The organism is Sphingomonas glacialis, assembly GCF_014653575.1.
GTDB lineage: Bacteria > Pseudomonadota > Alphaproteobacteria > Sphingomonadales > Sphingomonadaceae > Sphingomonas > Sphingomonas glacialis.
This window is the reverse complement of record NZ_BNAQ01000009.1, coordinates 1-26,735: the sequence shown is the minus strand read 5'-3', so window position 1 is coordinate 26,735 and position 26,735 is coordinate 1. Positions and strand designations below refer to the sequence as shown.

Below are 26,735 nucleotides of genomic sequence, written 5' to 3'. Positions count from 1 at the left end.
TTGACGAATTATCCGCATTGGCCGCCTGAATAGCTTCCGATTCCAATCTGTGTTATTCTGTCCTTTCAAAATTTCGGCCTGCATCTCCTGCGACGATGCGACACATGCGATTCGTTCAATTGCGGTGGTTTAAGCTATGTGCGGCGCGGTCTGACGGCAAGCGCAAAACCAACTTCGGACTGGAACAGTGTCATGGGCGACAATGCTCAAATCAGCGAAGATCAATTGAAGGTCCTGATCCCGGGTTTTTACACTCGCGTTTGCGACGATGCGCTGATCGGGCCCGTATTCAATAATGCGATCGGCGACTGGAAGCATCATCTCGAAAAGCTGGTCGCCTTCTGGTCGTCGGTTATGCTGACAAGCGGGCGCTACAAAGGCAACCCGGTCGCAGCGCATCTCAAACACCTGCCTACTATCGCGCCGGCGATGTTTGATCGTTGGCTGACGCTGTGGACCGAAGTTACCGACGAGCTGCTGTCGCCCGAAGCTGCCATTACGCTTCAAAACAAGGCGGCGCGCATCGCCGAAAGCCTCAAGCTGGCATTGTATTTCCGCCTGGCACCGGCGTCCGGGGGTTCACCCCGGCCGGTCCTCGCGGCGTCCTGAAGGGACCATCATGACCAATTCGATCCTCACCCTCGATAAGCGCGCGCTTGCCGAAGAACGCGAAGCGCAGCCTGCCATCCATTATCAGGCACAAGGATTTTCCGATCGCTTTGCGCTCGGCTTCACCAAGCTCCTTCGTTTCAGCGCCGACACCTTCTTTGCCAAGCGCTACGGTCATCGGGCGATCGTCCTGGAGACGGTCGCGGCCGTGCCGGGGATGGTCGGCGCGATGTTCACTCATCTCACCTGCCTGTGCTGGATGCGCGATGACGAGGGCTGGATTCGGACGCTGATGGAGGAAGCCGAGAACGAGCGCATGCACCTCATGACGTTTATCGAAATTGCCAAGCCGACCTGGTTCGAGCGGATGGTGATCCTGCTGGTACAGGGTATATTCCTGGCCGGCTTTTCGATCCTTTACCTCGTCTCGTCGCGCACCGCGCACCGGGTCGTCGGCTATTTCGAGGAAGAGGCAGTGACCAGCTACACTTTGTACCTCAAAAAAATCGACGAAGGGCGTTCGCCGAACGTGCCCGCGCCCGCAATCGCCAAGCATTATTGGAAGATGGCCGACGATGCGACGCTGCGCGATGTCGTTCTAGTCGTGCGCGCCGATGAAGCGCACCACCGCGATGTCAATCACGGCTTTGCAAGCAAGCTCGGCGGAAAGCCCGTCGATCACGCACATGCTGCACCGTATCCGCAACATGCCACTGAAATCCGGCTGGACGCTTAGGCGCGACAAGGAGACCGAGCGATGTTCGTCGAAGGGATGCTGGAAACAGCACGCGAAAAGCTGGTGACGATCGCCGAGGACGCCAAGCTGATCGAAGCCGCCAAACTGCTGACTTCCGGGACCGACCTCGTGATCGTGTGCGACAGCAAGGGCGCATTACGGGGCGTCGTCACCAAAACCGATGTCGTCAGGCAGATTAGTGTCTGCGAAGGTGCCACCTGCATGTGTCCGGCCTCGACCGTGATGACGCGCGATGTCGCGCTGTGCCATGGGACGGACCTTCTGCAAGACGTGTCCAAGCTGATGAAGGAGCGACACCTGAAGAACATTCCGGTGGCGGACGGCGACAACCGGCCGGTCGGGTTGCTCACCGCGCGGGCCGTTCTTCGCGCCCTCCTGAGCGACGCCGAATATGAAGAAGCGCAACTGGTCGATTACGTGAAGGGCATTGGCTACCGATGATTGATCCCAAGCTCTCGCAGCCGCGCTCAACGAGGAAATTCTGATGCCCGATACTGATCCGCTCCTTGATCCGTCCGACCTTCGGCGGCGTGCGCTTTCGAGATGGGACAACGAAGGCGGTGCCCTGGCGTCGATGTCGCATGAAACGCACGCGGACGTTCCCGACATGACCAACGCCGAACTGGTCCAGCTCCGCATCCGGGTCATCGCGCTCGAGAACCTGATGATCGCCGTTTTGGCGGAGGGCTCGGATCGACAGCTCGAAGTGGCGCGGGAGATGGCGGATTACATCTCTCCTCGGCCGGGTTTCACCCAGCATCCCCTGACGATCCAGGCAGCCGATCACATGACTGATCTTGTCGATCGCGCGGTCCATTTCCGAACGGTGCCGGCACAATGAACGCGCCAGAGCCCTACAAGAGCACCCCGGTTTTCGACGAAAACACGCTTCCCGCCGGTCTGCGCAAAGAGCATCGCACCAAGGCCGGCGTTTGGGGAATCATCCGGGTGCTGGAAGGCCGATTACGATACCGAGTGCTCGATCCCATTACCGAAACAATCCTCGATCCGGACCATCCTGGCCTGGTCCTTCCAGATCAGCCCCATTTTGTTGAGCCGCTTGGAGCCATGCGAATGCAGGTCGATTTCTACGATCGCAATCCAAGCGCGTAGGAGGCATAACTACTTGAGCATTGTCATAATCGAACGAGACTGTTGTGACCAACAGGGCTGGATCGAACGCGAAGGTTGACGCAGCCTGTTGCGGCCATCATGTTCCATAAATGTTCGCTCCCGCGAGATACAGGCGCTTCCGCCACCATGCCGGGCAACTCGCCGCGCGCCGCTAGCCCGGGCTCTGGGCGGCTTTGCCGCGTGAGTTCGGGCTTTACTCGATCTGATTTTACAGGACGCGCCAATGTGCGCCTGTGTTCTCGAATAGCGGAAAGCTGCTGCAATGGAACAACACACCCTCCCGGTGGACAATCATCCGGTTATCCATCTTACCGCTGCCGAGTGCGACGCGCTATCGGAGCTGGCTCTGAGTGCCGAGCATCGGCACCCGCATTCCTCGGCGATGCTCCTGGCCGAACTGGAGCGCGCCGAGCTGTGCGAACCGGGCGAACTGCCAAAGCAGACGGTGGCGATGAATTCGTGGATCGACTTCATCGATGAAAGCACTGGCACGCGCCGCACCGTGCAACTCGTCTATCCGCTCGATGCGGACATAGCTGCGGGACGCGTCTCGATCCTAACTCCGATCGGCGCCGGCCTGATCGGCATGACGGCTGGGTCGTCGATCCGCTGGCCGGATCGCGACGGTCATGACCGGCTGTTGCGCATCGTGAGTGTGACGCCGCCCAGAGAGGGTTGAAGTCATGATAGAGGAACTGGCCCGTCACCGCTGTACCGGTGACGACGGTACGCCTTTGTTCGTGGTTGAGCACCGTTACGTCTTCACCTCGCAAGGCGGAGCAGGATCGCGCCAGCATCGCGGCGCGGCCTGGGTAACGCTGCTGAACGGCGAGCCCGTGCGCTACATCGACGCCCGGACCTTTGAGGTCATCGCGACGGGTGAAATGCTCGCCCATGATCTGCGGCGTTGCGACTGTGCGCCCGCATTTGGGATCACCTCTCGGGATGGTGGCGGGGAAAACGTGGTCGAGCAGGTATAGCCATGTCCGTCCGGATCCCCCGATCAGCCCCGATAACCTTAGCACAGCTCGCGAACTACACGACCCGGCGACAAAGGCCGAAGCCTCGCATCGCGGCTCTGTCCGTGACGTAACGGTGCTACGACCGGCAACTCCGGCGTAACCGGCGCATCCTCTCCGATAACAGCCCCCCATTAAGGACCGCTCGCCAGCCGTAGCGCGGCGATGTTATCGTGAAACCTCCTCCTTGCCCACCTTTGCGCGCTTCATACGGGCGCGCATGATTGAGCGCTGGAAAGGCTGAGGGTTCGGCCGCACCATCATGCAGAATCGAGAGATAGCGGGTTGCGAGGTCGTGGTGAATCTTCGCGGCACACGGATCAATAGATCGCTGCGAAAGGTCCAACTCGGCCCCGGCGCGGGCTTCGTAATAGGCTCTGTCATGTGGGCTCAGCGTTGGCACCTTGTCCTCTCAGATAGAAAATAGCGAAAGATCGTGTGATTTGCCGCCGTCTCGAAGTTTTGCGCCGGCCTTTGAAACAGCTTCGACCGGTTACGCTACTACATCGTGTGTTGGTCGAAAGGAAACGGCAGCTTTGCCGCTTAGTGCCGCGGTAGCGGCGCGAACCAGTAGTCGTCGTGCAGCGAAGCTCGCTGGCACAGTCTGCGCGCCGAAGCGTTGCGCGAAGCCCTCCCGCCAAAGTCGCGCGGCCACTATACGAACTTCTTCGCGAGTAGGTGGGCGCTCTTCGCAAATGCAGGCTGTGATCGCCGGGTACAACCGCGGCCACAGCGCGGTTTCTGTCGGTGTAAACAATTCGCTCGTTCGTGGCTGGACGGACAGCTTGCGCCGACTGGCCAAGACCCGCTCGCGTTGCTTGCGCCAAGCGCGCCCTGCGAACCAGAGAGGCACTGCGGCGACAACCGCGAATGTCAGCGTCATGTCCAAAAACGGGCTTTTCGGCAGGTCGCCGGCCAAGGCAAGAACGAGGAGGATCAGAACAGCGGATACCGCCCATTCCGGATGCAGCACGAGACGAAATGCATACCACAAAAACGAGCAAAGCAACGCGGCTGCCGCCAGGCTGCCTGCAACCAGGCCGATCGCTCCAGCCGCGATGAGGATCAACTGCATGTCGCCGACTCCCTTCAGCGGATATATATATCGTATTGCGATATATGTTGCAACGTAAGAGCTTTGGAAGTGTGATCAATCGATGCGTGCAAGCAACTCGGTGAGCATGGGGCGAAGGCGCACGATCTCTTCGCGATGGGTCTCCGATAGCTGCCGCAGTAATGTTTGCGCCCTCGGCATCAGTTCGAGCAGAGCTTGGCGACCGTCGTCGGGGGATGGTCGGCGCGTCACTAGGCCAAGCGCTTCAAGCCGGTCGATAAGCCCGGTCGCGCTGTGCGGCTTCAAACTGAGACGCTCGGCAACATAGCCGACGCTTACGTTTGCGTGCGCGGCCGCCCGGATGGCGAGCAGCGCTTGGTGTTGCTGGGGCGTCAGACCACAATTCGCGGCTACGCGTTCACTGAACGCCTGAAACTGGCGAAGCGCGTAGCGGAACTCCGCAAGTGCGGCGTAATCGGCGTCTGTCAACTCATGTCCGTCTGTCATCATTCGCATCCTAGCCGTTGAACTATATCGTGTCGCGATATAGGCAGCCGCCATTCCTAGACGGCGAGTTGGCATGACGACTTCTACCATCAGTATCCCGAAACCTAGACGGCTCGCCGATCATAGCGCCGATTGGCGCATGATCATGCTCGCCGGAGCGGCGATCGTCGTTGGCACGGGCGCGGCGTTTGGAGCCTAGATTCTGCTGAAGCTCATCGCGGTCGCCACCAACCTGTTTTGGTTCGGAAGGGTGTCGGCCGCGCCCGCTGAAATCGTAGATGCCCACGTCGGCCTCGCGGCGGTCGCGATACCGGTCGTCGGCAGTTTGATGATCGGCTTGATGGCGCGCTTTGGCTCGGAGAAGATCAAGGGACACGGGATTCCGGAGGCGATCGAAGCCATCCTTTACGGTGAAAGCCGCCTTTCGCTCAAGGTTGCGGTCCTCAAGCCGCTGTCGTCGGCGATCTCGATCGGAAGCGGCGGCCCGTTTGGAGCCGAAGGTCCGATCATTATGACCGGCGGGGCGATCGGATCGCTGTTCGCCCAATGCTTTCACCTAAGCGCGGCCGAGCGCAAGACGCTGCTGGTCGCCGGCGCTGCGGCCGGAATGACCGGTATTTTCGGGACGCCGATCGCCGCGATACTGCTGGCGATCGAGGTCCTACTGTTCGAGTGGAAGCCGCGCAGCTTCGTGCCTGTGGTCGTGGCGACCTTGGTGGCATTTGCTTGGCGGCCCATGCTGCTGGGCGTCGGACCTCTCTTTCCATTTGCTGCCGCTCCCGTGCAGGCGTGGTGGCCGGTCGGAGGGTTGTCCCTCGGGATCGGCGTCCTGGTCGGGCTTGAGGCGGCATTGCTGTCGGTGCTGCTCTACCGCGTCGAGGACGCGTTTCACCGGCTTCCGGTGCACTGGATGTGGTGGCCGGCGCTGGGCGGCATAGTCGTAGGGGTCGGGGGTCTGATCGAGCCCCGCGTCCTTGGCGCGGGCTACGCCAACATTCAGGCGCTCCTCGACGGATCATTGGCCGTGCGGGTGATCCTGACGCTGCTGGTTGTGAAGGCGATCGTGTGGTTGGTCGCGCTGGGATCGGGAACCTCGGGCGGCGTTCTCGCGCCATTGCTGATCATGGGTGGCGCTTTCGGTGCCCTGCTCGGGCAGTTCCTTCCTGGATCGGTAGGTTTCTGGGCGATGATCGGCATGGCCGGCATGATGAGCGGCGCCATGCGTGCGCCGCTGACCGGCGCGCTATTCGCGGTTGAGCTGACCGGTCACTTCGACGCCTTGCCGGCGACGATCGCAGCGGCCACCGGGGCATACGCGATCAGCGTTCTGATCATGCGCCGGTCGATCCTGACCGAAAAGATTGCTCGGCGCGGCCGCCATATCCTTCAGGAATACACGGTCGATCCGCACGAGTTCCTGCAAGCGGAGCAGGTGATGACACCCGATCCGGCCGTGCTGTCGGGTGCCATGTCGATCAAGGACGCCGTCGCCTTTTTCGGGGACGGCGCAACGCACCGGACGTACCCCGTGGTGAATGATAGCGGGCGGCTCCTCGCGATGGTGTCCCGATCCGACGCGCTGCGCTGGAAGGTAGAGGGTGAGCTGCCTGAAACACCGCTTGCCGAGGCGCTATCCGATCCGTCACAGCCGATCGCTTACCTTCATTCCCCGATCGGCGAAGTTGCTGATTTGATGGTCGAGAGCGGGATCGGACGTATTCCCATTGTCGAGGTTGGCACCGATCGCGTTCTCGGCATTCTCTCGCGGCATGACCTGCTTAAAGTCCGGAGCGCCCGCAGGCGCGCAGAGGTCGACCGAACCTAGTAACAAGCCGCAATTGGTCGATGCGGAGGAAGCGGGACCGTTCAGAGTAGGTGATCTGAGAATATGAGACTGCCGGTTTCTTTTGTACCAATCCTTGCTGGCGCGACCCTGCGCGACCGTCTTTTTGCGTGCATTGGGGGGGTGATCGGCGTTGCACTGACGAGCCTGGTCTGCGCCATGGCGCTGCACGGATCGGCGCCGCTCCCATTGCTGGTGGCACCAATCGGCGCTTCCGCGGTGCTGATATTTGCCGTCCCGTCGAGCCCATTGGCACAACCCTGGTCGGTGATTGGCGGTAACGTCGTATCGGCGCTCGTTGGCGTAACGGCGGCCCGGTTCGTGCCCATCCCGTATCTGGCGGTGGGCGTTGCCGTGGGCGGGGCGATCCTCGCGATGTCGCTGCTACGCTGCCTGCATCCCCCAGGTGGGGCGGCTGCGTTGACGGCCGTGATCGGTGGGCCTGCGGTGCTGGAAGCTGGTTACGCTTTCCCGTTCGTGCCGGTCGGAATCAATTCGTTGATATTGATCCTGACCGGCCTCGCTTTCCACAGGGTCTCGGGCCACTCCTATCCACACCGCCCGATCCCGATCGTGGGTCACGAGCTTGCCGCATCCGGCTTAAGCGCCCCGCATCCCGCAGACATCGACCTTGCGCTCGCCGATCTTGGCGAGACCTTCGACGTAAGCCGGGAAGATCTCGACCTGCTGTTTCGACGTGTTGAGTTTCATGCAGCCAAGCGGGTTGTAACGCCAAGGCCGCAGCCCGCTCCCACGAAGTTGCACTGAATCTGGAGCATGGCTCGGGTGTACGATTAGATGATCGTGGACGCCGGCTGGCCAACGCCGGTGTCGAAAACGTCTACCTCGCCGGTGCCAAGCGAATAATAGGCTCCCACAACGACAAGCCTACCGCTGATCTGCGCCTCCATGAGGGTCGGGGCGGAGTCTTCCCGCAGTTCGCGCACTGCGTTCGAGACGTTCTGGCGGACGGCTCCTTCGAGCGTGACATGCCCAAGTCGGCCCGCCCCCAGAACCGCAGGAATGATCGGTTCGACCATCTTGCCGATGTTGCCGGGGAAGCGCGCTCCCTTGGTCACTACCGACATCGCAGCGCTAACCGCACCACAGCCTTCATGGCCCATGACGACGATGAGCGGCACGCCCAGCACGCTGACCGCAAACTCCAGGCTGCCCATCGCAGCAACATCAAGCGTGTTACCGGCGTTACGGACAATGAATAGCTCGCCCAACCCGCCCCCAAACAGCAATTCCGGAGGCATTCGGCTGTCGGAGCAGCTGACATACGCCGCGAACGGCTTCTGCCCTCCGGCCAGGGCGAGGCGGCTGGCCCGATCGAGTGACGGCTGGAGCGGCTCCTCGTTCAGGAATGCGCGGTTTCCTTCTTTTAGGCGCGTCAGCGCTTCGGTCGGCGTCATAAGGTCGATGCTCCTAGCTCGGGTAGATATACATCTTAACCCCTCCAACACACTGGACACGACCTCATAAGTGGCTCAACTTTCGTTCTATTGACCCGATACGGCTACCGGGGCTTCCGTAGTCAGCGCGTACAGGTCGATATTTTATGGAAAATGTGAACGACGGACGCGCCATCCACGATCCTATTGCGGCAAGCCTAACAAGGGCCGACGACCGCGTCCTGCTAAGCCACTGGATGCCGCCACAGTCGGGGATCGTCCCGGTCATCCGTTTCGGCAAACGCTGGTACAGCGTGCTGTGGGCGCTGCCGATCGCTTTCGTTATTCTTATCGCCGGCGTCGCTGTGGCACAATCGCTCCGTCAGATTCCCGACGTTCAGGGCTTTTTGGTTCGCTATCCCGGCGCACCGCCCAGCGCGCATGTGGTCATCTCGGGCTTTCCGCTATGGCTTCGGGTCAGCCACTTTCTCAACTTCTTCTTCATGATGTTCATCATGCGCGCTGGCGTGCAGATCCTGGCAGATCATCCCCGCCTTTATTGGCATCGCGATTGCACCCCCGGTTCGGACTGGTTCCGCTTTCAAAAGCCCGTACCGACCGGGCGAGTGTGGACAGCCAAAGACGATTCAGTAACGATCCCCGGTTGGCTGGGCATCCCCGGCATTCGTCATTCGATCGGCCTCGCCCGCTGGTGGCACTTCTCGGTCAACACGCTTTGGGTGCTCAACGGCATTGCGATATACGTGCTGCTATTTTCGACTGACCAGTGGCAGAGGATTGTGCCGACGACATGGGACGTGTTCCCGAACGCCCTCTCTACTGCGCTGCAATACTGGTCGCTGAACTTTCCGATCGACCATAGCTGGACACGCTACAACAGCCTCCAACAGCTTGCCTACTTCACCACGGTGTTCATCGCTGCACCGACATCGATCGTGACCGGATTCATGCAGAGCCCCTCGCTTTCGAACAGCTCCGGTTGGTTCGGTCGTGTGCTGAATCGCCAACGAGCACGCTCCCTGCATTTCCTGGTGCTGTGGTGGTTCCTGTTGTTCATCCTCGCACACGTCACGTTGGTGTTCATCACCGGCGCAAGAGTTAACCTCAACATGATGTGGGGCGGGGTGCACGACGGCTCATGGCGCGGCTTTGCGGTGTTTGTCCCATTGATGACCCTGGTGGCGATCGCATGGTGGTCCGCCACGCCATTCACGATCCGACATGCACGCCTCGTCCAGAGAACCGGACAGGCCATGGTCGGATGGTTCAAAGGTTTTGCAGAGTGGTGGGACCCAAAGAGCGAACTTACCGAAAAAGATATCTCTCCCTACTTCTGGCCCAACGGAACGATGCCGGACTCGGCTGAATTCGAGACACTCGTCGCAGGCGATTTTGCCGATTATCGCCTTAGAGTGAGCGGACTTGTGGAGCGGCCCTGCGATTTCACACTCGCGGACCTGCGCTCCATGCCGCAGCAGGAGCAGATCACTACGCACTTCTGCATTCAGGGTTGGTCGGGCGTCGCGAAATGGGGCGGCGTGCCGATGCGCGACATACTCGACCTGGTGCGACCGGCGCCGGAAGCACGCTATGCGGTATTCTACTCGCTCGCCGACGGAGCCGATGGCGGCCGGTACTATGACGTACACCGGATGGTGAATATGCGGCACGCCCTGACGCTGCTGGCCATCGACATGAACGGCAAGCCGGTCAGCGTGCTGCACGGCGCCCCGGTGCGGTTGCGATGCGAGAACGAGCTCGGGTTCAAGATGGTCAAGTGGGTCACAGCGATCGAGTTCGTGTCCGACTTTGCCGATCTCGGCGCCGGCCACGGTGGTTATAATGAGGACCACGAATTTTACGGCTACCGGATGCCAATTTGACCGTCGCGGGAAAGCCCGGTCGCTTCGCTGACGAAGAGTCGAAGCTCGGTGTCGCGCTCGTTATCACAGAGATCGTAGGCGGCCTGAGCTTAGCATTTTTTTTGAGAGCATTGGCTGTTCCCGAGCCTCAGCGGACGCCAGCGCGGCGTCCCAGCGCACGATCCGTCACTATAAGAAAATTGGGCTCATCCCGAGGCTACCGCGACGCGACAGTAGGCAGCGTGTCGGCTTTGCAGGAAAGTATCGGCGTCGGGAGAACGGTCTCGATGACGTTGGCGTGAGACCGAACAGTTTATTCAGCTCCTTCCGGCGCCGCCATTCTCAGCCTTCCCCCCAGGCAGCAAGTGACGCCGGTAGCAACATGATCAGGATTTCGGCCAGCATAAAGCTGCTAGGCGGCGTGGACAAATTTGAGCCAGTATCTAGCGGCGGCGATATGGATCATGCTGAGGAAGCTTTCGGCGAGCTGGTCGTAGCGGGTGGCGATGGCGCGGTTGATTTTGAGGCGGCCGAAGAAGCGTTCGATATGATTGCGTTCCTTGTAGAGCGACCGGTCGTGTTCGATCTTGATCCGGCGGTTTGATCGGCCCGGGATGACGGCCTGGATGTTGCGGCGCGCAAGGTCGGCTCGGATGGCGTCGGCGTCATATCCCTTGTCGGCCAGCAGCGCCTTTGGCGCCTGCTCCGGCAGGGCGATCAGCGTGTCATAGGCCTTGCAATCGGCCGCTTCGCCGACTGTCAGGTGGAAGGCGAGCGGTCGTCCTCGGGCATCTGCCAGACAGTGAAGTTTACTGGTGAACCCGCCCCGCGAGCGGCCAAGAGCGCGTCGATGAGCCCCCCTTTTCCGCCCGCTGCCGAGACGTGGGCGCGAACGGTGGTACTATCGATACTGTAATGGCCGCTGTCCGCCATCATCTCGGCCAGCGTGACCGAAACGGCCTCCCAGACCCCGGCCTCGCTCCAGCGCCGAAACCGGCGGTAGATCGTGTTCCAGTTGCCGTATTTGGGCGGCACGTCGCGCCAAGGCGTGCCGCAGCGCAGCCGCCAGAGGATGCCGTTGATGATCGAACGGTTCTCTTCGGGCGGTCGCCCAGGCCCACGGCTCGCCGCATCAATCGGCAGCAAGCCTCTCAAAACGCGCCATTCCGCTTCGCTCAGATCACCCCGGCTCAACCCTGCCTCCAAAAGGAAGCCTTGAATCAATCACCGAATCTCGCGTCAACCAATTTGTCCACGCCGCCTAGCAACCGCTCACCAGAAGGCGTCGGCGAAATAGGCCTCGCCGATCGATCGATCAGCGACTGCCCGACCGCTGCTTCAAGGCGGCCAAGATGCTGGCTGACCGTCGACTGGGTGGAATTGAGACGATCGGCTGCGATCGTGAAGCTGGCGGCATCGGCGATAGCGACGAAGGTACGGAGCAATCTTGGGTCGAGCATATCGGCATTCTAATATCGAATGCCGGCCATTTGAATATCTCATTCATAAATGTGAGCACGCGCGCCCATTTGCGAGTTTCATTAAGCCAAGGACCGCTGATTTGCGTGACTTCATCGCACCCCGCCTATATCGAAACGCTCTGCTGAAAGATGGTCGAACCAGCGATCTGGCGGTGTCGGGCGGTCAGTTTGTTGAGGCGGCGTCTCTGCCGGCCAATGCCGACATCATCGACCTGGCGGGGCTTCTGGTCCTTCCCGCATTCGTCGAAGGCCACATCCATCTCGACAAGAGCTTCGTTGGCGATGACTGGCCTCCGCATCGCCCAGCCGAAAGCCTTGGCGAACGCTTGGGTATCGAGAAGCAGCTGCTTGCGGATGCATTGCCGGTCACCGATCGCGCGCAGGCGTTGCTGGCGCAGGCGCACGGTTTCGGCCCGGTCGCGATGCGTAGCCATGTCGACGTAGATGCCTCGATCGGCCTCGCCAATCTGCATGCGGTGATGGCGGCGTGTGAGCCGTGGCGGGACCGCGTCGATGTCGAGATCGTCGCGTTTCCCCAGGCAGGCATCCTTGCATCCCCCGGGACCGCCGATCTACTCGATGCGGCCGTTCGGGAAGGGGCACGCGTCGTCGGCGGGCTGGACCCTTCGGCGTTCGACGGTGATGCCGACGCGCACCTCGACGTGGTGTTCGGCGTGGCGGAACGGCACGGCGTGAAGATCGATATCCACCTCCACGAACCCGGTCGACAGGGGATCGAGCAGCTGCGCCGGATCGCTGCGCGAACGATCGCGATCGGAATGCAGAGCAAGGTCGTCGTGAGCCACGCCTATGCGCTCGGCGATGTCGGGCCGGACGAAGCCGCCCGCACTGCCGATATTTTGGCGGAAGCCGGCGTAGCGATCATGACGAATGCGCCGGGTGACCGCGCTTTTCCGCCGATCAAGGTGCTTCGTAGTGCAGGCGTGCGCGTGTTTGCCGGCAACGACAACATCCGCGATGCCTGGTGGCCGTATGGCGATGCCGACATGCTCGGGCGCGCGATGATGATCGGGTATCGATCAGGCTTCTTCACCGACGCCGATCTCGCGACCGCGCTGGATATGGCCACGACGGATGCAGCATCGGTTCTGGGGCTCCGACGCTACGGCTTGGCTATCGGTGACGAAGCGACGTTCCTTATAGTCGATGCAGAAAACGCCGCGGCCGCAGTCGCCGATCCGCCGCGCCACCGTCGTCTGATCCAGCAGGGCGCGATCGTACCATCAGGCACATCGCGCCTCGACACCCTCTTTTCCCGATACGACACTCAGCAAGGATATCGCTCATGAAGGCCATCGCTCTCGCTCTATTGCTCGGCGCAGTCGCCACCCCCGCCGCGGCAGCCGACATTTCCACTCACGTTCTTGACCTCGCCCGGGGCGTTGGCGGCAAGGCCGTGCCTGTAACCCTCTCGAAGCGTGCGGATGACGGACGCTGGCAAAAGGTCGGCACCGCTACCACCGATGCCGATGGCCGCGTTCGTAGCTTTGGGGACGCCAAGTCGTTCGACACCGGAATCTACAAGCTCCAGTTCGACATGTCGCGCTACCCCGATGCGTCAGCGAGCCCGTTCTTTCCGGAAATCACGCTGACGTTCCGCGTGATCGACAAGGCGGGTCACTACCATGTGCCGGTCGTTGTCAGCCCCTATGGCTATTCGACCTACCGGGGAAACTGAGTGTGACGGGCATGACGCTTCCCGTCACGCTGGCGGCAGCGGCCTCCCTTGGAACGATCAACCTATGGCTTGGCCTGCGGATCTTCCGCATGCGGTTGCGCGACAATGTGCTGATCGGCGACGGCGGTGAGGATGTTCTTGCTGGACGGATGCGCGCGCATGCCAATCTGGTCGAATATGCTCCGTTTGTCCTGGCGCTGATGGCGCTGATCGAGCTCGCCCGCGGGTCCAGCCTGACGCTCGGGGTCACCGGTGCAATGTTTGTTGTCGCCCGGATCGCCCATCCGATTGGAATGGACCTGCGCCGGTCCAACGTGCCGCGAGCAGGCAGTGCGATCCTGACATGGCTCGCGCTGGCGTTCCTCGTTGGCTGGGCTGCACTGATCGCGACCGGCGTCGCCTGATGCGTCTCCGCGCTAATAATTCCTGAAAGGTCACATCACGGTGTTGAGTCTCGTCATTCTTCTGCCCGCGGCAACGCCCGCAGTACCGCTGGAACGCAAAACCGTGTCGCTGGCGCTGGCCAACAGCCTGACGAGTGCCGCGATCGCCTCGTGCCGCGCGATCGGTCGAGAGTCTGTGGTCGCGGTCGTCGATCGCGGCGGAAACCTGGTCTCTCTCCAGCGCGGCGACGACATCGGCCCGCACAACACGCTCGCCGCCCAGCGCAAGGCGTTCACCGCCTTGTCGACCAAGGCCAACACGACCGTACTGACTGAGCGCGCAGCGACAGATCCGACGTCTCGTAACCTCGTCACCATTCCCGAACTCCTTTTGTTGGGCGGTGGCATGCCGATTATCGTTGATGGTGACGTGATCGGGGGTATCGGCGTCGCCGGGTCAGGTGGATCCGCCAATGACGAGCGCTGTGCGACCGAGGCCATCGCACAAGTATTGGGCAAAGCGAGGACACGTCCATGACGGAACTGGCACATCACAGCCGGTATGAGTACGTCCCAATCATCGGCCGCCCCGATTATAGCTGGCCCGAAGGACGCCGTCTGGCGGTGTACCTCGGCGTTAATCATGAGGTTTTTGCCTTTGGCGACGGGATGGGCGCAACGCTGGCCCCATCCAAGACCGATCCCGACGTTATGAACTTCGCCTGGCGCGATTACGGCAACCGCGTCGGCGCCTGGCGTTTCATGGAGATGTTCGACCGGCTCGAACTGAAGACGACGGCGCTCGTCAACAGCGCCATCATCACGCGGTGCCCAGGGCTTGCGGAGGCGTGCCGAGACCGGGGTGATGAAATCGCCGCGCATGGCCGCACCAATGCACAGGCCGAGGGCCACTTGAGCGAAAACGAGGAGCGCGAAATGATCGCGCGTACGCTTCAGGAATTCGAAGCCATCGGCCTCCGCCCCCGCGGTTGGCTCGGGCCGTGGATCTCGGAAAGTGAGAATACGCCTGATCTCCTTGAAGAAGCAGGGTTCGACTATGTCCTCGACTGGGCGCATGACGATCAGCCGACACGACTGGATACACGGAGTGGCAAGGGAATCCTGTCGATCCCGTATTCACAGGAGATCAACGACATCCCCTCGATTATCGCCCGCCATCAGGAAGCCGAAACCTTTGCCGGCATGATCGAGGACGCGATTGAACAGCTTCTGGCCGAGTGCGACCGTCGCCCGGTGGTGCTGGGCATCGCGCTCCATCCCTACATCATGGGGCAGGCCCACCGAGCGGTACATCTCGACCGGGTACTGACGCGATTGAGGAAGGCTGCCGACTCCCGCATTTGGTGGACGACAGCAGGCGCCATCGCGGAACATATGGCGGAGGGACCTGGCAAGCCTACCTGACGGGATAGGCTGACGATGTGGTGTCACTACTATCGCGATAATGCTAAGTTTCACAACAGCAACACGGGACCTTCGCGTGTGTAAAACGTCAATGGTCATTGCGTCGCTTGCGAGCGCTTGTTGCTATCCACGGGAACGACGGAAAACATCCGTTTGTCGCGCATCGGAGAAAGCGACAGGGTTTCCCGCCACCTCTGCCGCCAAGCGTCGCCTTTTGGGACATTTTACCGTAGCGGAACGCCTCCCCGAAGGACAGCTTCCGCTCCGACATTGGACCTTCAGAGGGGCGCTAAGGCGCGTCTCGCAATGAGGAGCATTCGCCACTGCTTCCCGGCAGCTCTTCGGCGTGGGGCATAGGATAGCGGCCGTACGAACCAAAGGCCTCTTTGATGTCCTATGGCGAGCCGATGACTTCTGGCCGGCTTCACTCTACGAATAATGAGGTCATGGTGATCTCGATCTGGGCTTGGGCTCTCGGAACAATCAAATGCCTGAGCATCTCGATATCGTTCTGCAGCCCGATTGGATCAAGCCCGTCTGCCGTTCGAAGCGCCTGTTTCAGCCAATCACTCATGTGCGGGTGCTCCAGCACCCATGCGATTCTGGCGTCCGCTACTGCCAGCATGATTTCAGGCTCCCGCCTCACCTCTCTCATCCGCTCCTCCCGGCTCATGGATTGCACTCCCCGCAGTGCGCGGGCTCAGCAGCTGCGGCCTCGACGGCATGCTCAACACGCCAACCGCAACCGACGCATGTCTGCACGCTTGCTCTGATGAGCAGCGTCGGCTCGCCGCACCACGAACATGGCAGGCCTGGAAGGCGTTCGGTCACGGCATATCCAGGCCGGCCGCAGGCAGGACACGGACTTCTTACGCGCCGGACCAACTCAATCGTCGCGCGCTTGATCGCGCGCATACGCCTGGGATTACGGTGCGCACGCATGTCAGTTTCTACAAAGGCGGCACCCACCTTGGAGATGACCCGGTCAAGCGCCGATGTCAGGCCGTCCCAGGTTTCCGCATCTTTGATCAGCCCGAGATCATGTGCCGGCTGACCATCGCGGCAGCCCATCACGATGACCCCGTGATCCGGAAACCCCACCCTTTCAGCGAATGCGAGGCCGCCAGCGATATCGGTTACGACCGCGTGCGCAAAGTTCGTGTCGAGCGTCGCATGGTACCCGACAACTTCCAGCCGGGCCGTTCGATCGACCAGGACGACAATTTCGCGCTCGAGCGGGCAGAACGGAATATAGGGGTGCGGCCCAAAGCTGCCTTCGCTAGCCAATCCGATCTGAAGGTCGGGCATTCCCTCGAAAGCCGCCTCAATCTTGGCGCGTGCTGCATCGAGCTGCGATCCGGTCCGCTCAATATCCCGGCTAAAGGTGCCGAAGGCGTCTGTGTCCACCCCGGAAACGACTTCCAGGCGCAAGCCCAGAAAACGCTCGACGATCGGCGCCACGACCTTTTCCTTGGCATGCATTGTCGCCAGGATCGCGCGGTCGCCGCGATAGAGGAGTCCCCCCGCTGCCTCCATCAGAAATAGCCTTCGCGCTTTTTCTGTTCGAGCGAACCGCCATCTTCGCTGTCGCCGATGCGACCTTGCCGCTCGGAGTTCGCTGCGCCGAGTGTTTCGCGAACGATTGAAAAAAGGTCGGCGGCTTGTGACTCGACCGCAGCCGTTACAGGCCAACACCCTAGGGTTCGGAAACGAACCGAGCGTTCGCTCGTGGCCTCTCCCGCCTTGAAGCGCATACGGGCCGGATCATCGATCACTAGCCATGCGCCATCGCGCTCGATGACTGGCCGAACTTGGGCGAAATAAAGCGGTGCCAGCGGAATGTGGTGCAGCAGCGCGTAACTCCAGATGTCCGCCTCGGTCCAGTTCGATAGCGGGAGCACGCGCGCTGATTGGCCAGGGGCGAGGCGTGTGTTGTAGAGGTGCCAAAGCTCTGGGCGCTGCTGCCTTGGAACCCAGCCATGACCGGCACTGCGAATGGAGACTATGCGCTCCTTGGCGCGGGATTTCTCCTCATCGCGCCGGGCACCACCCAAAATTACGTCATAACCACCCTGATCGAGCGCGACCTTGAGCGGTTCGGTGCGCATGGCTGAGGTATAGCGTTCGCCATGATCGAAGGGGCTGAGGCCTGCGGCACGCCCTTCCTCATTGGCCCGCACGATCAGATCAAACCCGTGATCGCGCGCAAAGGAATCGCGAAACGTCAGGAGCGATCCGAACTCCCAGGTCGAGTCGATGTGCAACAAGGGAAAGGGCGGCTTGCCGCGGTAGAACGCCCGCAAGGCCAAGTGGGCCATAACAGTGCTGTCCTTGCCTGCCGAGAACAGCATCACCGAATTACGCGCCTCGGCGACGACCTCGCGCAGGATATGGATCGCCTCGGACTCCAGTCGCTCGAGGTGCGACATGCGAGGTAACTGCGCCGCGCTGCTTTCCGTCGGCTTCATGGGTCAGGCCGCCAACTCAGGCACCGCCGTTGCAGGCTCTGACTCGATGACCGCCACCCATTCCAGATCGGCTGTGTATCGCCATGCGATCCGCCCCGCCTCGTCGAGCGCGAAGAGATAGAGCCAGCGATTGTCGAAAAGCGCACGCACGTCGGGATGGCGTTTGAGGATTGCGGTCATCGCGTCGCGCGGCGCTTCGATACAAACCGAAAGCCTGAGGGGCTCATGAACGAGACGGTCACCGTCATGGACGGACTGCCATGGGAGGCCGGCACGCAAGGCGCCGCCATTGCCCTCCACGACGCCGATGCCGCCAACGACGTTGTGCAGGAGCTTGTTGCCGCCCCCGAAGACCGCGGGTGCCACCGTCGAGCCATAATATTGCAGGCTGATCCAACTCGCCACGACCACGGGCGCCGTCAGGATCAGTTCCAGGACGCCAAAGTCAATGTCACCCTGCCAGTCATAGTCATGCAAGAAGGCCCGACCCTCGAGACTCTTTCCCATCGTGCGCCGACGTGGTGCCGCGATGAAAGCCTTGCAGCCTGCCAACGCCCATTCTGGCCTGACCTCGGCCCAGTCGCGGCTGCGCATTGCGAGACTGTCCTCACCTGCTCCTCGCGGCAGACGCAACGCCCGCTCGCCCCGGGCGATCTTGCCCGCTGCGGCGAGCCAGACCCTGGCTTCGTTCAGATCGGTAGCGTGCGCTGCGGAAATGCAGTCTTCGGAATAGAGCATGACAGCGTCAGTCGTCGTGTCGTGCAAAGCAGCGACGAACAAAGTGTCAGAGGGTATGGCGATCCCTTTTGGAATTAGACCACTGCGGACCTCGGGATCGTTCAGCAGGCTGGCGAGCAGGCGAGCATTCACCTCGCCCGAATAGCCACCGCAGGCGCCGCAGTGCAGCCCGCTGGCATGAGGGTTGTTGACGACGTTGGCACCGTGGCCGGCCAGGACGACGAGCCTTGCGAAATCAGTCGTCACCGACATGGCCCGCAGCACGGTCTCCGCCGCCGCTGTCCGGGCCGCAAGATCGAGCGCGGGATCGGGAAGCGGTGCCGGATCATTCGGCACTGGTGTTGTGCGCAGGCCCAATGCATCGATCACCAGCTTGCCGATATAAAGTGGTCCCGTTGCCTCGACGAAAGCAAAAGATGATACGGCGGCCAGCTTGAAACGGCCCCAGGCACGCTTCGCCCGCGCCTTCAACCGAGCGCTCTGATCCGCACCGGCGTCGTCCGCACCGCCCGAACTGGTCGTCAGGCCGGGGTTCAGCAATACGGGCAGCCGGTGTTCGCTCACGTCCGAAGCAAAGCGGCGATGCGACGCGGTCATGCCGAAAAAGCCCGCGAACCCTAGGGTCTGGATCGCCGGGTTTACGGATTCGAGCGCACGCCGGAATACCTCGGAGCGCACATCGATACAGAAGGCGGCCTGCAATACGGGGCGGCCTTTGATCGTCTCGTTCTCCGGCCCACCGAGCGTTTCAGCCAGCTCGCGTTGCGCCGCGCGTTCCGATGCTTCCTGCAGGATGGCGTCGACGACATGATCGACGGTGGGTGTGACAGGCAAAGCATGCTTGGCAACGACCGACGCCCAGCGCGCGCCGATCTCCTTTTCATAGCGATCAAACAGCGCCGCTTCCCAGATAAGGCGGATCGCCAGAAAGTCGCTCATGGTCGCGTCGGTGCTACCGGCGAGTTCGGCCTGCCACAGCCGATAGCGGGCATATTGCGCCCATCCGCCGAGTGTCATGAGCATCTGGTGGAAATAGGTGTGCGCCGCCGCTATCGGAACGCGCATGCGTTGCACGACGCTCGTCACCGCATCCGCTGCTGCTTCCGGAGCCAGCGACACGTGAGTTGCGAACCCGGAAAGACCGGCAATCTCCGGCGTCAGGTCATGGGTCGCGACCGCGCGCCAAGCGGCGTAGGCGCCTCTGCCGCGAGGGGCAGCCCAGAGCGCCTGCCCCTCGTCTAAATACCCGGCCGCCCAAGCGCCGAACCGCTCGGCGATCAGTCCCGGCCAGTCGATTCCGGAAACTTCCGCCGCAAGGTCCGCGACCGTCGGCAGGGCACCGGTGCCCGATCTTGCCACCTGGACCGCGGCCTTCAGCGCCCCAAGGTTCGGCGGGCGCTGCGCCGCCGGCGCAGTCGTAAGAGCGGCCAAAAGATCAGCATCAGTTATGTGTCCATCGGCGATCTGTTCCAGATACCAGCTTCGCGGCATCGTCACCGGGATACCAGCCACCCTGGCGAGCCTGGCGGCAACCGTGGCGAGGCTCTCCCGGGTCTGGCCAAGGAATGGATTGACCGCCACGCTCGACGCCAAGGGCCAGGCGGGCGGGATCGCCCGAACGGCTTGATCGACAACGATGTCGAGCGTGTCGCGCCCGAGTGGAGGCTTTGCATGCATCATGGTCTTTTCCCCAGGAGATCAGGAGGCGTCGCGCATCCGCCAGCCGCCGAGCAGCCGGTCGAACACCGCGTTGGCATAGAAGCCGTTGGAGAGATGCACGCGCAGCCCAGCGGCCGCGGGGTGGTAGGCCCACAGCGGAAACATCGCCTGGACGACCGCCACGAGGCCGAAACTGATGACCGCAAGGACGATCAGCGCCCATTCCAGTGGACCTGGTGACGGTGCAGGCGGCAGCACCCCTGACGTCAGCCAGATCGCGAAGACCTGGAGGGCGAAATAGCCAACGGACGTGGCGACGGCGTAGACGACGGTACGCCTGGTCAATGCCCGCGGCGCGGCGTCCGCCAAACCTTGTGCGAGCATATAGGCGACGCCGAAGATCAGGATCGCGCCCAACGCGATGGCCTGCGGCGACTTGTGCTGAAATCCAAAGCCGAACCCGACGACGGCATAGATCGCCAGTGCGAGTAGAAAGGCACGGGCCACCGCCCCGGCCTTGGGACTGGCCACAGGTCCGGGTCGGCGGTTGGCAGCGATCAGTTCGACCGCGCCGCCGGAGGCGAGGAACGAATGCGCCTTGTAGAGTGAATGGGCCACGATGTGCAGCAGGGCGAGCGGGAACAGCGCCAGGCCGCATTCGAGGATCATGAAGCCCATCTGGGCGACTGTCGACCAGGCGAGAGACGTTTTCACCGCCGGCTGGGTCAGCATGACCAGCCCGGCAAAGAGCGCGGTGAATCCGCCGATCAACACGAGCCCGGCGAGTACACCGGGCGCCAGCAACATAACGTCGGCAAAGCGGATTAGCAGGAAGCCACCGGCATTGATGACCCCGGCGTGCAATAGCGCCGAAACCGGCGTTGGAGCCTCCATCACTTCGGTCAGCCAGCCGTGCATGGGAAACTGGGCCGACTTCAAAAGCGCGGCGACCCCCAAAAATCCCGCCGCGACAATCGCTGGGTCGCCGCCGGTCCCCGCGCGGGCAGCGTTCAGAATCTGTTCGATATCCGTCGTGCCATAGGCAAATGTCAGCAACAAAGCCGCGATTATCAGCGCCATGTCGCCGATCCGCGCGGTGACGAACTTCTTCGCAGCGGCCCTCTTTGCCGCGATCCGCTCCGGATAGAACAGCAGGAGCCGGTGCAGGAACAGACTCGTCGCGATCCACACGAGGACGAGCTGAACCACATTGCCCGAGAGCACGAGCAGCAGCACTGTGGCAAGCGTCAGCGACAGCCAGCCGGTAAACGCGCCTTGGCGTGGTTCCCCGTCCAAATAGGTCGCTGTATAGCGCACCACGACCCAGCCGATGAATGACACCAACAGAAGCATCACGCCGCTGATCGCGTCGAGGCGGATCGAGAACCCAATACCCCGCGCGCCGATCAGGGTGCTGTCCCACGCCCCGTGCGCAAAGAGCATTGTAGCGGAAACGCTCGCGACCCCTAGCGCAAATAAGGCCGAAACTTCAGCTACTCGCTTAGCAATACTGGACGTGCGGCCCGGGCGTAGAAATCCGACAGCCGCACTCAGCAAGAGCGCCAAGGGAGCAGCATAGGGCAACAGATCAATCGGCAAAGGTCTTCCCCCCAACGCAACATGCGCGTCGGAGAACCGATAACTGGCAACGCACGATCGGAAAAATTCATTGTCTCGACCATTTCGTTCTGTTTTATCGAACGATATGAAAAACCTGAACTTCAACCACCTGCGCTATTTCTGGGCGGTCGCGCATGAAGGCAGCCTTACGCGGGCTGCGGAGCGGCTAAACCTGTCGCAGTCGGCTCTGTCTGTGCAGATCCAAAAACTCGAGCATCAGATGGGGCACCCCCTTTTCGACCGCGTGGGCAAAAGGCTCGTCCTGACCGAAGCGGGGCAGATCACGCTCGACTATGCGGACACCGTCTTCAAAGCTGGCGATGAGCTGATGAGCACGCTCGACGGTCGCCCCCTCGCGAGCCGCCAGGTCCTGAGGGTCGGCGCGCTGACGACCTTGTCGCGCAACTTCCAGCTTGAGTTTCTGAACCCTTTGGTCGGCCGCGCCGACGTCGAGTTGATCGTGCGCTCCGGCACCATCCGCGACCTGCTGGCACAGCTCGAAGCCCATGCGATTGACGTGGTCCTATCCAACAGCGCCGCCCCGAGGGACGCCCGCGCTCCCTTTCGCAACCATCTCCTGAATGAACAGCCCGTTAGTCTGGTGGGACGGCCGAGGCCGGGCCAGGTGCCGTTCCGCTTCCCGGAGGATTTGCGCAGTGAGCCTGTGTTGCTCCCCAGCCTAGACAGCGACATCCGGTTGGGGTTCGACCGACTGCTGGATCTGGCGGGAATCCGCCCGATCATCCTCGCCGAAGTCGATGACATGGCGATGCTGCGTCTATTAGCTCGTGAACGCGACGGCCTGACGCTGGTCCCGCCCATTGTTGTGCGCGATGAGCTCGAATCCGGGGTGCTGGTCGAGCACTGCCGCATCCCGCAACTCACCGAAAGCTTCTATGCGATCATTCTTAGCCGAAAGTTTCCCAATCAACTTCTCGGCGAATTGCTTCCGGGATACGCCCACGAAAGCCCGAATTGAGCGGCAGCGTTCGGGATTAGCTTGATTGCAACCAAACCGACCGACTGTAGGGGCATTGCCGATCGTCCGGTTCCGGCGTCGGCGACGGCAGGCCTTCTTAGAACCGTTGGGGTGGACGCCCCCTGACGGCATCGATGTGCCATAGTGGAGGTGTTGAAACATCACTTGAAGGAGGCGTCCAGGGGTGAGGTTAGCACAGTCGGCATCGATTTGGCCAAATCGGTTTTTCAAGTTCACGGCTCGGATGCGGGCGGCACGGTGATCTTCCGCAAGAAGCTACGGCGTGATCAGGTATTGGCGTTCTTCTCGACACTGCCGCGATGCGTGGTGGCAATGGAGGCTTGTGCGAGCGCGCATTACTGGGCGCGTGAGATCGCCGCGGTGGGGCACGACACGAAGCTGATCCCGCCGGCTTACGTGAAGCCGTTCGTGAAGCGGCAGAAGAACGACATGGCCGACGCGGAGGCGATTTGCGAGGCGGCACAACGACCGACGATGCGGTTCGTGCCAGGCAAGAGCGCGGCGGCTCAGGCCTCGGCGGTGGTGTTCCGTACGCGCGACTTGCTCGTGCGCCAGCGCACCCAGTTGATCAACGCCTTGCGCGGACATCTCACCGAGTTCGGCTACATCGTGCGCCAGGGTGTCGGGCACGTCGCCAAGCTCGTCGAAATCGTCGTCGATCCCACAACCGACGTGCCGTCTGAGGCGCGACCGGTGCTGGCCGTCATCGCGGAGAGCCTGAAGGCGCTGCAGTCGCAGATCGCTCTTCTGGACCGCGAGATCGCAAGCCGGGCAAAGGCTGATCCCGTGGCAAAGCGGCTGATGACGATACCCGGTGTTGGCCCGGTGATCGCGACCGCGCTGGTAGCGCTGGCGCCGGCGGCCAGCACCTTTCGACGCGGGCGCGACTTCGCGGCCTGGCGGGCTCGTCCCACGGCAGCACTCCAGCGGCGGCAAGGAGCGGCTGGGGCGTACGACGAAAATGGGCGAGCGCAGCCTGCGACGGCTGCTGATCTTAGGCGCGAGTTCAACAACCAAGGTCGCGGCGCGCGATCCAGACAAGGCCGGGGCATGGTTGGCCGGCATGCTAGCGCGCAAGCCTCGCATGCTGGTCACCGTCGCACTGGCGAATAAGATGGCGAGGACCGTTTGGGCGCTGATGGCGCATGGCGGGTCCTACAGAGCTCCGGCCGCGGCGGTGTGACCGCCAAGGCTTGAGGCGTCAGGGACGCAAGGAAGGTCAGTAGAGAGGTATGGCGCAACGGTCAGATGACGGGGTTGGGAAAACCAGTGCAATGTCCAAGCGCCTCGAGCGCGCAGAACCGGTCTTGACCCAATCCGCGATCTCCATACAGGCCAGCAGCCGTGATGATGGCTGCATCAGTAGGCCGGACACACGGAAGCACCTGAACCTGCGCGATCAAATCTCTCGAATACCCCCTTGTATCCGACGGGGCGTCCACACACGGTCATTTGCCACCGTCACCCGTACGACCAGAAGTGGTCGAGAGTGGGCGGGTGCCCCTGTCGGCAAACACATAATTTCCGATGGCACCGTCGAAGTCACGGACGGGGTTGTTTAATCAAGGCTCAGCCTGCGCGATAAACCCTGTCCCTTTGCCTCAGTAGGCGGAAACGCGATTTTGGAGGTTTTCCGTCAGCCCCTAGTCGCGTCCCTCACGACGATCGCCGCATGAACGATCCGGTATGCCCGTTTGCGAAATGCTGGGATGCGGCAGATCGCGCGGCTTTCCGGGTCGCGAAACAGCGGCGTCTTGCCCTTGGGATTGGCGACCACCTCGAAGCGATTGCGGTCGCTACCGTCGCTGAAGCGCATGGGCTCATCGAAGATGATGGTCTGCCCGGGCTTCGGGGTCGGCTTGGCCCGGTCGAGCTTTTTCGCGAGCAGGTTAGCGCGGCACCGCGCGCGCCAGGCCAAAGCATATTCGCTGTCCGTAGCGGTCAGCTCGTCGAGGGTCGCGGCCGGGCAATCGCTCTCGTTCGGCCCGACCGTTTCATCCATGTCTTTGTAGCCGAACGTGCATCCGTCGCGGGCACCGGTGCTGGTCTTGGTGAGGCAGACGATGCCGAAGACGATCCGTTCGGCGTCATCGGCGAGGCGCTCGCACGCGGCGTAATAGGTCGATCCGACCATGGCCGAGGCGAGCACGGTCAAGCGATGCGTGTCACGCTGGTATGTGAACTGGTTGTCGAGATAGGAGCGCGGGGAGGCGTGGCCGCCCATATCGCGCATGAAGAGCCAACCCATGATAAATCTCCGATGACGTAAGGATCAGGCGGCAGCGGCGAGGCGCGGAGCGCCAACGTCGCCAACCGTCGCGGTGAGCCGGCGCTGGAACGTGGCTGCATCCAGCAGCTCGGCGATCGGTGCGCGTTGAACGGGGCCGGCGTGTTCGCCGCCCCGGCAGCGGTTGAAGGTGATTTCGCTGTCGGGGAGGAAGCTGTGCGGACGCACGCGGATCGAGAGATCGGCGTGGCGCAGCTCGGTCGTGCCATCATCACCAATTCCGCCCATGTCGGTATCGATGCGGACGTCATGGGCCTCGAGGCCGATGGCCTCGGCAAGCGAAGCGAGTGCGCTTTGTGCCTGTCGATGGAAGGTCCGTTTAGCACCGGCATCGCCGGCGACGCTGTTGCCGGCGATGTCGAGCAGCGCGGATCCGGCGATGACGGTGCCCCGATCTTCCGCACAGTGCAGGCGCAGTTCGTTGGTGCTGGGCGTACCACGTTCGGCGACGGACGCCAGGTTGCGGATCAGCAGCAGGATCGACGCATCGCGGTCGATCGGCCTGCCGGCACGCCGGCAGTCGTCGACGCCAGCGTTCAGAGCGTGGAGCGCTGCGGGCAATGTGCCCAGCGCCTCGGGAGACAGCGCCTCATTGTGGCGGTAGTGGGTGTCGTAGAGCATGGCCGAACCTCCTGAGCGCCAAGGCGCGCTCAAAAGGCCGAAGGCTTCCTCTCCTCCGTGGACGGGGCCTTGGTCAGAGCATCCCGCCAACAGGATCGGCCGATCGTGAGGCCGCGTCATAGCCTGACTGCCAAGCCGTGCGGACTTGCTCCCTCGGCGGTAATGGCATCGGTCGTTGCCCATGACGAAGCAGCGCCATCCCGATTTCTCGGCTTCCCACAGCGGGTCTTCCCGCGTGGGAGCGAGCAGGTCCATGAGATCGACGCACGTGGCGGCGTTCATGGCGGGCCTGCATGGTCGCCGAATGCGCCGGCAGGGAGCGTCCAGCAATCCGTCAAAATCGAGAGACGCCAGACCGGATCATCGGCTTGCGCCAATTCGTCGGGATGCAGCGTCGCGGCCGGGAACGCCGTGCCGCGGTCAGCGAGCTGCGTGACGGTGAGCGAGCGATGGATCGTCTTCCCGCTCGCGGCTTCGCGAGCCGCGACCCGTCGGAAGGCGGCAGGGAAGACGAGCCGGAGCGTCGCCCATTGGTCCGGTGAGCCGAAGATGCAGGCTCGGCAGGACAGACGTCCCCATCCCAGGACGTAGGCCGGGTGGGGGCGGATGCGCGCTTGCGAGATCGCGTCCCAGGTCAGGCGCTCGGTCCAGTCATGGACTGGGCGCCAATGATCGACTGCACGCGCGAGGGTGGAGGTGCGATGCGGCTCAAACGTCGCATAGCGCGCACGCGAGGGACTTTCCTCGGCGCGCTCGCCGGTGATGACGAGCGTGCGGCCGTCAAGGAAGCGCGGCTGATTCCGGATCGCGGCCGCGAGGACGTCAATCTTCAGCGCGGGGCTGCACCAGCGCACCCGAAGATCGGGAGACGTCTGGGGAAAAAGCCCGCGCGTGCCAGCAGGGCCTTTGCCCCCGGCACGGCCGATGCCAGTCGGCGTCTCGAACGCGATCGGCGCGGTCGGCGCGTCGTCGCGCGCCAGCTCGCGCGCGAAGCCGCCCTCGCGCCACGAGACGTAGAGAGCGATCCCGAAATGCTCGGCGATCGCGCGGACATAGGCGGGGGTGCACGGCCAATCCATGAAGGTCGGGCCGTGGCCATCGACATCATGGTGATGCAGCTCGATCGCGTGTGCCGGCACCCCGAGGCTGAG

At 62.3% G+C, this 26,735-nt stretch carries 29 protein-coding genes and 2 pseudogenes; 18 read left to right on the top strand and 13 right to left on the bottom strand.

Annotation, left to right across the window (positions count from 1 at the left end; genetic code table 11):
- Window positions 1-192 precede the first annotated feature (192 nt).
- From IE187_RS19165 to IE187_RS19135, 7 genes are all read left to right on the top strand, one after another.
- The gene (locus IE187_RS19165; protein ID WP_189677612.1) at window positions 193-609 is read left to right on the top strand and encodes a group III truncated hemoglobin; all 417 of its coding nucleotides are present in this window, start codon (window positions 193-195) and stop codon (window positions 607-609) included.
- A gap of 10 nt (window positions 610-619) precedes the next feature.
- A complete protein-coding gene (locus IE187_RS19160) occupies window positions 620-1,345 on the top strand; it encodes an alternative oxidase (protein ID WP_189677611.1) in 726 nt (241 codons plus the stop codon).
- A 21-nt stretch (window positions 1,346-1,366) separates the two neighbouring features.
- Window positions 1,367-1,807 carry a CBS domain-containing protein gene (locus tag IE187_RS19155; RefSeq protein ID WP_189677610.1) on the top strand — a complete coding sequence of 147 codons (441 nt, stop codon included), beginning with the start codon at window positions 1,367-1,369 and terminating at the stop codon, window positions 1,805-1,807.
- 166 nt (window positions 1,808-1,973) lie between these two features.
- Complete coding sequence (locus IE187_RS19150) at window positions 1,974-2,207, top strand: hypothetical protein (protein ID WP_229839551.1); 234 nt, start codon at window positions 1,974-1,976, stop codon at window positions 2,205-2,207.
- Window positions 2,204-2,479: a TehB family protein gene (locus IE187_RS19145; protein ID WP_189677608.1), complete on the top strand. Its 276-nt coding sequence runs from the start codon at window positions 2,204-2,206 to the stop codon at window positions 2,477-2,479. The genes IE187_RS19150 and IE187_RS19145 overlap by 4 nt, the downstream gene beginning before the upstream one ends.
- A 283-nt stretch (window positions 2,480-2,762) precedes the next feature.
- Window positions 2,763-3,179, top strand: coding sequence for a nucleoside diphosphate kinase regulator (rnk, locus tag IE187_RS19140; protein ID WP_189677607.1), 417 nt, complete (start codon window positions 2,763-2,765; stop codon window positions 3,177-3,179).
- A gap of 4 nt (window positions 3,180-3,183) precedes the next feature.
- A complete protein-coding gene (locus IE187_RS19135; protein WP_189677606.1) occupies window positions 3,184-3,480 on the top strand; it encodes a hypothetical protein in 297 nt (98 codons plus the stop codon).
- Window positions 3,481-4,012: 532 nt separating this feature from the next.
- On the opposite strand, the gene IE187_RS19130 is transcribed toward IE187_RS19135, so the two are convergent.
- Window positions 4,013-4,594 carry a hypothetical protein gene (locus tag IE187_RS19130; protein ID WP_189677605.1) on the bottom strand — a complete coding sequence of 194 codons (582 nt, stop codon included), beginning with the start codon at window positions 4,592-4,594 and terminating at the stop codon, window positions 4,013-4,015.
- A gap of 75 nt (window positions 4,595-4,669) precedes the next feature.
- Window positions 4,670-5,083: a MarR family winged helix-turn-helix transcriptional regulator gene (locus IE187_RS19125; RefSeq protein WP_189677604.1), complete on the bottom strand. Its 414-nt coding sequence runs from the start codon at window positions 5,081-5,083 to the stop codon at window positions 4,670-4,672.
- Between the two features lie 70 nt (window positions 5,084-5,153).
- Between IE187_RS19125 and IE187_RS21645 the strand changes: the two genes are divergently transcribed.
- The 3 genes from IE187_RS21645 (at window position 5,154) to IE187_RS19115 (ending at window position 7,691) form a co-directional block, all read left to right on the top strand.
- Window positions 5,154-5,279, top strand: coding sequence for a hypothetical protein (locus tag IE187_RS21645; RefSeq protein WP_268249537.1), 126 nt, complete (start codon window positions 5,154-5,156; stop codon window positions 5,277-5,279).
- On the top strand, window positions 5,280-6,905 hold the full coding sequence (locus tag IE187_RS19120; RefSeq protein WP_229839562.1) for a chloride channel protein: 1,626 nt from the start codon (window positions 5,280-5,282) through the stop codon (window positions 6,903-6,905).
- A 63-nt stretch (window positions 6,906-6,968) separates the two neighbouring features.
- Window positions 6,969-7,691 carry an HPP family protein gene (locus IE187_RS19115; RefSeq protein ID WP_189677603.1) on the top strand — a complete coding sequence of 241 codons (723 nt, stop codon included), beginning with the start codon at window positions 6,969-6,971 and terminating at the stop codon, window positions 7,689-7,691.
- A 26-nt stretch (window positions 7,692-7,717) separates the two neighbouring features.
- Here IE187_RS19115 and IE187_RS19110 read toward each other — a convergent pair whose 3' ends face one another.
- Complete coding sequence (locus IE187_RS19110; RefSeq protein WP_189677602.1) at window positions 7,718-8,341, bottom strand: carbonic anhydrase; 624 nt, start codon at window positions 8,339-8,341, stop codon at window positions 7,718-7,720.
- Between the two features lie 146 nt (window positions 8,342-8,487).
- Between IE187_RS19110 and IE187_RS19105 the strand changes: the two genes are divergently transcribed.
- The gene (locus IE187_RS19105; protein ID WP_189677601.1) at window positions 8,488-10,224 is read left to right on the top strand and encodes a molybdopterin-dependent oxidoreductase; all 1,737 of its coding nucleotides are present in this window, start codon (window positions 8,488-8,490) and stop codon (window positions 10,222-10,224) included.
- Window positions 10,225-10,615: 391 nt separating this feature from the next.
- On the opposite strand, the pseudogene IE187_RS19100 reads toward IE187_RS19105, so the two are convergent.
- A pseudogene (locus IE187_RS19100) lies at window positions 10,616-11,349 on the bottom strand (IS5 family transposase).
- Window positions 11,350-11,423: 74 nt separating this feature from the next.
- The gene (locus IE187_RS19095; protein ID WP_189677600.1) at window positions 11,424-11,663 is read right to left on the bottom strand and encodes a LysR family transcriptional regulator; all 240 of its coding nucleotides are present in this window, start codon (window positions 11,661-11,663) and stop codon (window positions 11,424-11,426) included.
- Between IE187_RS19095 and IE187_RS19090 the strand changes: the two genes are divergently transcribed.
- From IE187_RS19090 to IE187_RS19070, 5 genes are read left to right on the top strand one after another with little or no spacing between them, the layout of a single operon-like run.
- Window positions 11,651-12,994, top strand: coding sequence for an amidohydrolase family protein (locus tag IE187_RS19090; protein ID WP_229839550.1), 1,344 nt, complete (start codon window positions 11,651-11,653; stop codon window positions 12,992-12,994). The two genes, IE187_RS19095 and IE187_RS19090, sit on opposite strands and share 13 nt — an antisense overlap.
- On the top strand, window positions 12,991-13,383 hold the full coding sequence (gene uraH, locus IE187_RS19085) for a hydroxyisourate hydrolase (protein WP_189677599.1): 393 nt from the start codon (window positions 12,991-12,993) through the stop codon (window positions 13,381-13,383). Before IE187_RS19090 ends, uraH begins: the two co-directional genes overlap by 4 nt.
- Before the next feature lie 11 nt (window positions 13,384-13,394).
- The gene (locus IE187_RS19080; RefSeq protein WP_189677657.1) at window positions 13,395-13,787 is read left to right on the top strand and encodes an MAPEG family protein; all 393 of its coding nucleotides are present in this window, start codon (window positions 13,395-13,397) and stop codon (window positions 13,785-13,787) included.
- Between the two features lie 40 nt (window positions 13,788-13,827).
- Window positions 13,828-14,304 carry a GlcG/HbpS family heme-binding protein gene (locus IE187_RS19075; protein WP_229839549.1) on the top strand — a complete coding sequence of 159 codons (477 nt, stop codon included), beginning with the start codon at window positions 13,828-13,830 and terminating at the stop codon, window positions 14,302-14,304.
- Window positions 14,301-15,191: a polysaccharide deacetylase family protein gene (locus tag IE187_RS19070; RefSeq protein ID WP_189677598.1), complete on the top strand. Its 891-nt coding sequence runs from the start codon at window positions 14,301-14,303 to the stop codon at window positions 15,189-15,191. Before IE187_RS19075 ends, IE187_RS19070 begins: the two co-directional genes overlap by 4 nt.
- Before the next feature lie 424 nt (window positions 15,192-15,615).
- Here IE187_RS19070 and IE187_RS19065 read toward each other — a convergent pair whose 3' ends face one another.
- The 5 genes from IE187_RS19065 to IE187_RS19045 are packed head-to-tail and all read right to left on the bottom strand — an operon-like array spanning window position 15,616 to window position 21,499.
- Window positions 15,616-15,864: a hypothetical protein gene (locus IE187_RS19065; RefSeq protein WP_189677597.1), complete on the bottom strand. Its 249-nt coding sequence runs from the start codon at window positions 15,862-15,864 to the stop codon at window positions 15,616-15,618.
- Complete coding sequence (locus IE187_RS19060; protein WP_189677596.1) at window positions 15,861-16,727, bottom strand: DUF6671 family protein; 867 nt, start codon at window positions 16,725-16,727, stop codon at window positions 15,861-15,863. Before IE187_RS19060 ends, IE187_RS19065 begins: the two co-directional genes overlap by 4 nt.
- Window positions 16,727-17,659: a sulfate adenylyltransferase subunit CysD gene (cysD, locus tag IE187_RS19055; protein WP_189677595.1), complete on the bottom strand. Its 933-nt coding sequence runs from the start codon at window positions 17,657-17,659 to the stop codon at window positions 16,727-16,729. The genes IE187_RS19060 and cysD overlap by 1 nt, the downstream gene beginning before the upstream one ends.
- Before the next feature lie 3 nt (window positions 17,660-17,662).
- Complete coding sequence (locus IE187_RS19050) at window positions 17,663-20,077, bottom strand: YbcC family protein (RefSeq protein ID WP_189677594.1); 2,415 nt, start codon at window positions 20,075-20,077, stop codon at window positions 17,663-17,665.
- An 18-nt stretch (window positions 20,078-20,095) separates the two neighbouring features.
- Window positions 20,096-21,499: a proton-conducting transporter transmembrane domain-containing protein gene (locus IE187_RS19045; protein ID WP_229839547.1), complete on the bottom strand. Its 1,404-nt coding sequence runs from the start codon at window positions 21,497-21,499 to the stop codon at window positions 20,096-20,098.
- Between the two features lie 262 nt (window positions 21,500-21,761).
- On the opposite strand from IE187_RS19045, the gene IE187_RS19040 reads away from it, so the two are divergent.
- Complete coding sequence (locus IE187_RS19040; RefSeq protein WP_189677592.1) at window positions 21,762-22,655, top strand: LysR family transcriptional regulator; 894 nt, start codon at window positions 21,762-21,764, stop codon at window positions 22,653-22,655.
- Between the two features lie 165 nt (window positions 22,656-22,820).
- A pseudogene (locus tag IE187_RS19035) lies at window positions 22,821-23,859 on the top strand (IS110 family RNA-guided transposase).
- 453 nt (window positions 23,860-24,312) lie between these two features.
- Here the strand turns inward: IE187_RS19035 and IE187_RS19030 are convergent.
- From IE187_RS19030 to IE187_RS19020, 3 genes are all read right to left on the bottom strand, one after another.
- Window positions 24,313-24,825 carry a DUF6927 domain-containing protein gene (locus tag IE187_RS19030; RefSeq protein ID WP_229839561.1) on the bottom strand — a complete coding sequence of 171 codons (513 nt, stop codon included), beginning with the start codon at window positions 24,823-24,825 and terminating at the stop codon, window positions 24,313-24,315.
- Between the two features lie 123 nt (window positions 24,826-24,948).
- Window positions 24,949-25,584, bottom strand: coding sequence for a hypothetical protein (locus IE187_RS19025; RefSeq protein ID WP_189677590.1), 636 nt, complete (start codon window positions 25,582-25,584; stop codon window positions 24,949-24,951).
- Between the two features lie 278 nt (window positions 25,585-25,862).
- On the bottom strand, window positions 25,863-26,735 hold an 873-nt coding region (locus IE187_RS19020; protein ID WP_189677589.1), incomplete at its 5' end, for a phosphoadenosine phosphosulfate reductase domain-containing protein.

Excerpts from the sequence above, each read along its gene's own strand:
- IE187_RS19150 (WP_229839551.1), top strand. The coding sequence starts at position 1,974 with ATGACCAACGCCGAACTGGTCCAGCTCCGCATCCGGGTCATCGCGCTC.
- IE187_RS19155 (WP_189677610.1), top strand. The coding sequence starts at position 1,367 with ATGTTCGTCGAAGGGATGCTGGAAACAGCACGCGAAAAGCTGGTGACG.
- IE187_RS19025 (WP_189677590.1), bottom strand. The coding sequence starts at position 25,584 with ATGCTCTACGACACCCACTACCGCCACAATGAGGCGCTGTCTCCCGAG.
- IE187_RS19045 (WP_229839547.1), bottom strand. The coding sequence starts at position 21,499 with ATGCTCTTTGCGCACGGGGCGTGGGACAGCACCCTGATCGGCGCGCGG.
- IE187_RS19080 (WP_189677657.1), top strand. The coding sequence starts at position 13,395 with ATGACGCTTCCCGTCACGCTGGCGGCAGCGGCCTCCCTTGGAACGATC.
- IE187_RS19115 (WP_189677603.1), top strand. The coding sequence starts at position 6,969 with ATGAGACTGCCGGTTTCTTTTGTACCAATCCTTGCTGGCGCGACCCTG.
- IE187_RS19065 (WP_189677597.1), bottom strand. The coding sequence starts at position 15,864 with ATGAGCCGGGAGGAGCGGATGAGAGAGGTGAGGCGGGAGCCTGAAATC.
- IE187_RS19125 (WP_189677604.1), bottom strand. The coding sequence starts at position 5,083 with ATGATGACAGACGGACATGAGTTGACAGACGCCGATTACGCCGCACTT.
- rnk (WP_189677607.1), top strand. The coding sequence starts at position 2,763 with ATGGAACAACACACCCTCCCGGTGGACAATCATCCGGTTATCCATCTT.
- IE187_RS19105 (WP_189677601.1), top strand. The coding sequence starts at position 8,488 with ATGGAAAATGTGAACGACGGACGCGCCATCCACGATCCTATTGCGGCA.
- IE187_RS19110 (WP_189677602.1), bottom strand. The coding sequence starts at position 8,341 with ATGACGCCGACCGAAGCGCTGACGCGCCTAAAAGAAGGAAACCGCGCA.
- IE187_RS19070 (WP_189677598.1), top strand. The coding sequence starts at position 14,301 with ATGACGGAACTGGCACATCACAGCCGGTATGAGTACGTCCCAATCATC.
- IE187_RS19145 (WP_189677608.1), top strand. The coding sequence starts at position 2,204 with ATGAACGCGCCAGAGCCCTACAAGAGCACCCCGGTTTTCGACGAAAAC.
- IE187_RS21645 (WP_268249537.1), top strand. The coding sequence starts at position 5,154 with ATGACGACTTCTACCATCAGTATCCCGAAACCTAGACGGCTCGCCGAT.
- IE187_RS19135 (WP_189677606.1), top strand. The coding sequence starts at position 3,184 with ATGATAGAGGAACTGGCCCGTCACCGCTGTACCGGTGACGACGGTACG.
- IE187_RS19130 (WP_189677605.1), bottom strand. The coding sequence starts at position 4,594 with ATGCAGTTGATCCTCATCGCGGCTGGAGCGATCGGCCTGGTTGCAGGC.
- IE187_RS19060 (WP_189677596.1), bottom strand. The coding sequence starts at position 16,727 with ATGGAGGCAGCGGGGGGACTCCTCTATCGCGGCGACCGCGCGATCCTG.
- IE187_RS19165 (WP_189677612.1), top strand. The coding sequence starts at position 193 with ATGGGCGACAATGCTCAAATCAGCGAAGATCAATTGAAGGTCCTGATC.
- IE187_RS19095 (WP_189677600.1), bottom strand. The coding sequence starts at position 11,663 with ATGCTCGACCCAAGATTGCTCCGTACCTTCGTCGCTATCGCCGATGCC.
- uraH (WP_189677599.1), top strand. The coding sequence starts at position 12,991 with ATGAAGGCCATCGCTCTCGCTCTATTGCTCGGCGCAGTCGCCACCCCC.
- IE187_RS19050 (WP_189677594.1), bottom strand. The coding sequence starts at position 20,077 with ATGATGCATGCAAAGCCTCCACTCGGGCGCGACACGCTCGACATCGTT.
- IE187_RS19040 (WP_189677592.1), top strand. The coding sequence starts at position 21,762 with ATGAAAAACCTGAACTTCAACCACCTGCGCTATTTCTGGGCGGTCGCG.
- cysD (WP_189677595.1), bottom strand. The coding sequence starts at position 17,659 with ATGAAGCCGACGGAAAGCAGCGCGGCGCAGTTACCTCGCATGTCGCAC.
- IE187_RS19160 (WP_189677611.1), top strand. The coding sequence starts at position 620 with ATGACCAATTCGATCCTCACCCTCGATAAGCGCGCGCTTGCCGAAGAA.